Origin of the sequence: Burkholderia sp. B10, from assembly GCF_004368385.1 — a bacterium.
GTDB classification, from domain to species: domain Bacteria; phylum Pseudomonadota; class Gammaproteobacteria; order Burkholderiales; family Burkholderiaceae; genus Burkholderia; species Burkholderia vietnamiensis.
Genome location: NZ_PQMX01000024.1, coordinates 79,300 through 85,398, shown reverse-complemented (window position 1 = coordinate 85,398; position 6,099 = coordinate 79,300). Strand labels below are relative to the sequence as shown.

At 67.6% G+C, this 6,099-nt stretch carries 4 protein-coding genes; all 4 read left to right on the top strand.

The window, feature by feature from the left end; translation table 11 throughout:
* Positions 1 to 261: 261 nt before the first annotated feature.
* The 4 genes from C3Y15_RS14785 to C3Y15_RS14770 all read left to right on the top strand — a co-directional run bounded on the left by C3Y15_RS14785 (position 262) and on the right by C3Y15_RS14770 (position 6,033).
* Positions 262 to 2,145 (top strand): extracellular solute-binding protein, encoded by a 1,884-nt coding sequence (locus tag C3Y15_RS14785; RefSeq protein ID WP_014723248.1) that lies wholly within the window; start codon positions 262 to 264, stop codon positions 2,143 to 2,145.
* A 52-nt stretch (positions 2,146 to 2,197) separates the two neighbouring features.
* Positions 2,198 to 3,241 (top strand): microcin C ABC transporter permease YejB, encoded by a 1,044-nt coding sequence (gene yejB, locus C3Y15_RS14780; protein WP_011885185.1) that lies wholly within the window; start codon positions 2,198 to 2,200, stop codon positions 3,239 to 3,241.
* A gap of 75 nt (positions 3,242 to 3,316) precedes the next feature.
* The gene (locus C3Y15_RS14775; protein WP_011885184.1) at positions 3,317 to 4,414 is read left to right on the top strand and encodes an ABC transporter permease; all 1,098 of its coding nucleotides are present in this window, start codon (positions 3,317 to 3,319) and stop codon (positions 4,412 to 4,414) included.
* The gene (locus tag C3Y15_RS14770; protein ID WP_011885183.1) at positions 4,411 to 6,033 is read left to right on the top strand and encodes a dipeptide ABC transporter ATP-binding protein; all 1,623 of its coding nucleotides are present in this window, start codon (positions 4,411 to 4,413) and stop codon (positions 6,031 to 6,033) included. The genes C3Y15_RS14775 and C3Y15_RS14770 overlap by 4 nt, the downstream gene beginning before the upstream one ends.
* Positions 6,034 to 6,099 lie beyond the last annotated feature (66 nt).

Sequence of the window (6,099 nt, the reverse complement as noted above, 5' to 3'; positions counted from 1 at the left end):
CGGGCACCCAAGCACCCGAACGTCGCGCTCCCAATGGCCGCGCGGCTGCGCGCCCCAAGCGCTCCAACGACACGCCCGCCCACCCGACGAACCGCCCATCGGCACACCCGCCCACGGGCGGTTTTTCTTTGCCCGTGCGGACGTGCGCGCAGTTCCAGCCAAGCGTCGCTACGCCGCACGCAGGCCGCCATCTGGCTCGATGTCGACTTGAATGGGTAGAATCGACCCCGTTCCATCCCTCAATCGACCGACAGGGCCTCTATGACGAAGGGTTCGCGCCACGCTGCCGCCGCGTCCATCCGCTGCGGCGTCGCGCACGTGCTGCGCACGGCCGGCCGCAGCGCGGCCGTATGGGCAATACAGGCGGTGCTGGCCGCGACCGCCGCGCAAGCCGCCTATGCGATCGCACAGTATGGCGAGCCGAAATATCCGCCGGGCTTCAAGCACTTCGACTATGTGAACGCCGACGCGCCGAAGGGCGGCACGCTCGTGCTCGCGAACCCGAACCGGCTGACGTCGTTCGACAAGTTCAATCCGTTCACGATGCGCGGCAATTCGGCGCCCGGCATCGACATGCTGTTCGAAAGCCTCGCGACCGGCAGCATGGACGAGCCGTCGTCCGCGTACGGGCTGCTCGCCGACGACATCGACATCGCCGCCGATCGCCGCTCGGTCACGTTCCACCTGAACCCGCGCGCGCGCTTCTCGAACGGCGATGCGGTCACAGCCGACGACGTCAAGTTCTCGTTCGACACGCTGAAGAGCAAGCAGGCCGCGCCGCAATTCGCCGCGTATTTCGCCGAGATCACGAAGGCGGTCGTGGTCGATCGCGCGACCGTGCGCTTCGAGTTTCGCAGCGCGAATCGCGAGTTGCCGCTGATCGCCGGCGGCGTGCCGGTGTTCTCCCGCAAGTGGGGCTTGCGCGCCGACGGTTCGCGCATCCCGTTCGACCAGCTCGCGTTCGAGCAGCCGATCGGCAGCGGCCCGTATCTGATCGAGCGCTACGACAACGGCCGCACGATCACGTACCGGCGCAATCCCGCGTACTGGGGCGCCGACCTGCCGGTGCGGGTCGGCACCAACAACTTCGAGCACATCGTCTACAAGCTGTACGGCGACGGCGTCGCGCGGCTGGAGGCCTTCAAGGCCGGCGAGTACGACGTGCTCGTCGAATACATCGCACGCAACTGGGCGCGCCGCGACGTCGGCAAGCGCTTCGACAGCGGCGAGCTCGTCAAGCGCGAATTCCGCCAGCACAACGGCGCGGGGATGCAGGGCTTCTTCATGAACTTGCGCCGGCCGCTGTTTCGCGACGTGCGCGTGCGTGAGGCGCTCGACCTCGCGTTCGACTTCGAATGGCTGAACCGCCAGTTGTTCTACGGCGCCTACACGCGGCTCGACAGCTATTTCGCCGACACCGACCTGCAGGCGACCGGCACGCCGGGCGCGGGCGAGCTGAAGCTGCTCGAGCCGCTGCGCGCGCAGCTCGACCCGGCCGTGTTCGGCCCGATGGTCACGCAGCCGAGCACGAATCCGCCCGGTTCGCTGCGCGCGAATCTGCTGAAGGCGCGCACGCTCCTCGCGCAAGCCGGCTGGACCTATCGCGACGGCGCGCTGCGCAATGCGCGGGGCGAGCCGTTCAGGTTCGAGATCCTCGACGATTCGGGTGCCGCGATGGAAGGCATCGTGACCGCGTATCAGCGCAACCTCGCGAAGCTCGGCATCGACGCACGCTTTCGCACGGCCGACTACGCGCTGCTGCAAAAGCGGCTCGACGCGTTCGATTACGACATGACGACGGTGCGCCTGCCCGGCGTGCAGGTGCCGGGCGCCGAACAGTATTCGCGCTACGCGAGCAAGTTCGCCGACGAACCGGGCTCCGACAACCTGATCGGGCTGAAGTCGCCGGCCGTCGACGCATTGCTGCATGCGCTCGGCACCGCGCAGACGCGCGACGAGCTGCTCGACGCGACTCACGCGCTCGACCGCGTGCTGATGCACGGCTATTACGCGGTGCCGCAGTGGTACAGCACCACCCACCGCATCGCGTACAAGCGCTCGCTCGGCTACCCGCAGACGCTGCCGCTGTACTATTCCGCCGAGGGCTGGGTCGTGTCGACGTGGTGGGCGAAGCCCGACCACTGAAGCCCGCCTGCCGTTCGTTCAACCCAGCCTATCGATCACGAGTCGCCGCCCTATGTGGAGCTACATCCTCAAACGTCTGCTGCTGATGATTCCGACGCTCGTCGGCGTGCTCACGCTCACCTTCGCCGTGATCCAGTTCGTGCCGGGCGGCCCGGTCGAACAGGCCGTGCAGGAATTGCGCAAGGGCGCCACGGGCGAGGGCGCGGTGCCGTTCGGCATGCGCGCGCATACCGGCGTCGACGCGCAGCAGCTCGCGCAGCTCAAGGCGCTGTACGGCTTCGACAAGCCGCCGCTCGAACGCTACTGGCTGATGCTCAAGCGCTTCGCGCGCTTCGATCTCGGCGACAGCTACTTCCGCCACCAGAGCGTCTGGTCGCTGATCGTGCAGAAGCTGCCGGTATCGATCAGCATCGGGCTGTGGACCTTCTTCCTCACGTATCTGATCTCGGTGCCGCTCGGCATTGCGAAGGCCGTGCGCAACGGCTCGCCGTTCGACGTCGCGACGAGCCTCGTCGTGCTGGTCGGCTATGCGATTCCCGGCTTCGTGCTCGGCGTGCTGCTGCTCGTGCTGTTCGGCGGCGGCTCGTTCTGGCAGCTGTTTCCGCTGCGCGGCCTCACGTCGGACAACTTCTCGCAGCTGTCGCTGCTCGGCAAGGTGCTCGACTATCTGTGGCACATCGCGCTGCCGATCACCGCATCGGTCGTCGGCAGCTTCGCGGTCATCACGATGCTCACGAAGAACGCGTTCCTCGACGAGATCCGCAAGCAGTACGTGCTCACGGCGCGCGCGAAGGGGCTCACCGAGCGCACCGTGCTGTGGAAGCACGTGTTCCGCAACGCGATGCTGCCGCTGATCGTCGGCTTTCCGGCCGCGTTCATCGGCGCGTTCTTCACCGGCAGCCTGCTGATCGAGACGCTGTTCTCGCTCGACGGCCTCGGGCTGCTGTCGTACGAATCGGTCGTGCGGCGCGACTATCCGGTCGTGCTCGGCACGCTGTACCTGTTCACGCTGATCGGGCTCGCGACCAAGCTCGTCTCCGACCTCTGCTACGTGTGGGTCGACCCGCGCATTCAATTCGAAAACCTGGAGCGCTGACATGAAACCGTCCGTTCGCACGCCGATCGCCGGCGCGCCTCTACGCCTGCCCGCGCGCGCCGGGCGAGGTGCGCGATGAGCCGGGCCATCGCGTCGTCCCGCATCGACGCCGCGCGGGCGCGCGTGTCGCCGTCGCCCGCGCGGCGTGTGTGGCAGCGCTTCCGCCAGCAACGGCTCGGCTACTGGAGCTTCGTGATCTTCGTCGTCGCATTCGCCGCGAGCCTCGCGGCGCCGCTGTGGTCCAACGACAAGCCGCTCGTCGTGCGCTACGACGGGCACACCTATTTCCCGATGTTCCATGCGTATCCGGAGACGACCTTCGGCGGCGACTTCCCGACGCCGGCCGATTATCTCGATCCGTACGTGCGCAAGCGCCTCGAAGCGCCGGGCAACTTCGCGATCTACCCGCCGAACCGCTATTACTACGACACGCTGAACTACTTCTCGAACGTGCCGAACCCCGCGCCGCCGTCGCGCGCGAACTGGCTCGGCACCGACGCGCAGGGCCGCGATCTGCTCGCGCGCCTCGTGTACGGGTTTCGCGTGTCGGTCGAGTTCGCGCTGATCCTCACCGCCATCGGCACGCTGCTCGGCATCGCCGCGGGCGCGGTGCAGGGCTTCTTCGGCGGCCGCATCGACATCGTCGGGCAGCGCCTGATCGAAATCTGGAGCTCGCTGCCGGAGCTGTATCTGCTGATCATCTTCGCGTCGATCTTCGAGCCGAGCTTCCTGCTGCTGATCGTGCTGCTGTCGCTGTTCGGCTGGATCGGCCTCGCCGACTACGTGCGCGCCGAATTCCTGCGCAACCGCACGCAGGACTACGTGCGCGCGGCCCGCGCGATGGGCCTCACGAACTGGCAGATCATCTGGCGCCACGTGCTGCCGAACAGCATGACGCCGGTGATCACGTTCCTGCCGTTCCGGATGAGCGGGGCGATCCTCGCGCTCACGAGCCTCGATTTCCTCGGCCTCGGCGTGCCGCCGCCGACGCCGAGCCTCGGCGAACTGCTCGCGCAGGGCAAGGCCAATCTCGACGCGTGGTGGATCTCGCTGTCGACGTTCGGCGTGCTGGTCGCGACGCTGCTGTTGCTGACCTTCATGGGCGACGCACTGCGCAATGCGCTCGACACGCGGATCGCCGACTCGGTGCGCGCCGCAGGAGGCCAGCGATGAGCGCCATCGACGCCTCGCAGCCGGGCGAACCGCTGCTGTCGCTCGAGCATCTGCACGTGCGCTTCGGCGACACGGTGGCCGTCGAAGACGTGACGCTCGCGATCGGTCGCGGCGAACGCGTCGCGCTGGTCGGCGAGTCGGGCTCGGGCAAGAGCGTGACCGCGCTGTCGATCCTGCGGCTGCTGCGTGATGCGGACGTGAGCGGCACCATCCGCTTCGCCGGGCAGGATCTCGCCGGCAAGAGCGAGCGCGAGATGCGCGGGCTGCGCGGCTCGGACATCGCGATGATCTTCCAGGAGCCGATGACGGCGCTCAATCCGCTGTACACGGTCGGCGCGCAGATCGCCGAGACGATCGTGCTGCACGACGGCGTGACGGCCGGCGAAGCGCGCAAGCGCACGATCGCGCTGCTCGCCCGCACCGGCATCGCGGAGCCCGAGAAGCGCGTCGACAGCTACCCGCACGAGCTGTCGGGCGGCCAGCGGCAGCGCGCGATGATCGCGATGGCGCTCGCCTGCCGGCCGCGCCTGCTGCTGGCCGACGAGCCGACCACCGCGCTCGACGTGACGATCCGCGCGCAGATCGTCGACCTGCTGCTCGAACTGCAGCGCGACGAGGCGGAAAAGCGCGGGATGGCGATCCTGCTGATCACGCACGATCTGAACCTCGTGCGGCGCTTCGCCGAGCGGGTCGCCGTAATGGAGCACGGCAGGCTGGTCGAGAGCGGGCCGGTGGAGCGGATCTTCGCGCAGCCCGAGCATCCGTATACGCAGCGGCTGCTGAACAGCCGGCCGCAGCGCACGGTCGCGCCGGTGCTGCCGATCGCGCCGGTCGTGCTCGACGCGCGCCACGTCAGCGTGCAGTTCGCGCGCAAGCGGCCGGGGCTGGCCGGCTGGTTCGGGACGCTGCCGGTGACGGCGGTGGATGACGTGTCCGTGTCGGTGCGGCAGGGCGAGACGCTCGGGATCGTCGGCGAATCCGGCTCCGGAAAGTCGACGCTCGCGATGGCGCTGCTCGGGCTGCAACGGACGGTGGCCGGCGAGATCGAGTTCCAGGGGCGCGCGCTGTCGACCTATCGCGGCCGCGAACAGACCGCGCTGCGCTCGAACATGCAGGTCGTCTTTCAGGATCCATTCAGTTCGCTGTCGCCGCGTCAGACGATCGAGCGGATCGTCGGGGAGGGGCTCGAGTTGCATCGCCCGGAACTGAGCGCGGACGCGCGCCGCGCGAAGTCGCTGACGGTGCTGCGCGAAGTCGGCCTCGACCGCACGGTGCTGCATCGCTATCCGCACGAGTTCTCCGGCGGCCAGCGGCAGCGGATCGCGATCGCACGCGCGCTCGTGCTGGAGCCGCGCATCCTGATCCTCGACGAGCCGACTTCCGCGCTCGACGTGTCGATCCAGCAGCAGGTGCTGAAGCTGCTCGCGAATTTGCAACAGAAATACAACCTGGGCTATGTATTCATCAGCCACGATCTGGAGGTGATCGGCGCGATGGCGCACCGCGTCGCGGTGATGCAGGGCGGGGCGGTCGTCGAGTCCGGCGACGTGGCGGATATCTTCACGAGACCGTCACATCCTTACACACAAAAGCTGTTGAAAGCCGTCTGGAAAGCATGATAGCGGGTCCAATGGTCCAACCATCTCGATTGTATTTTTTAATTTGTTTTGACAAACGATTACGCG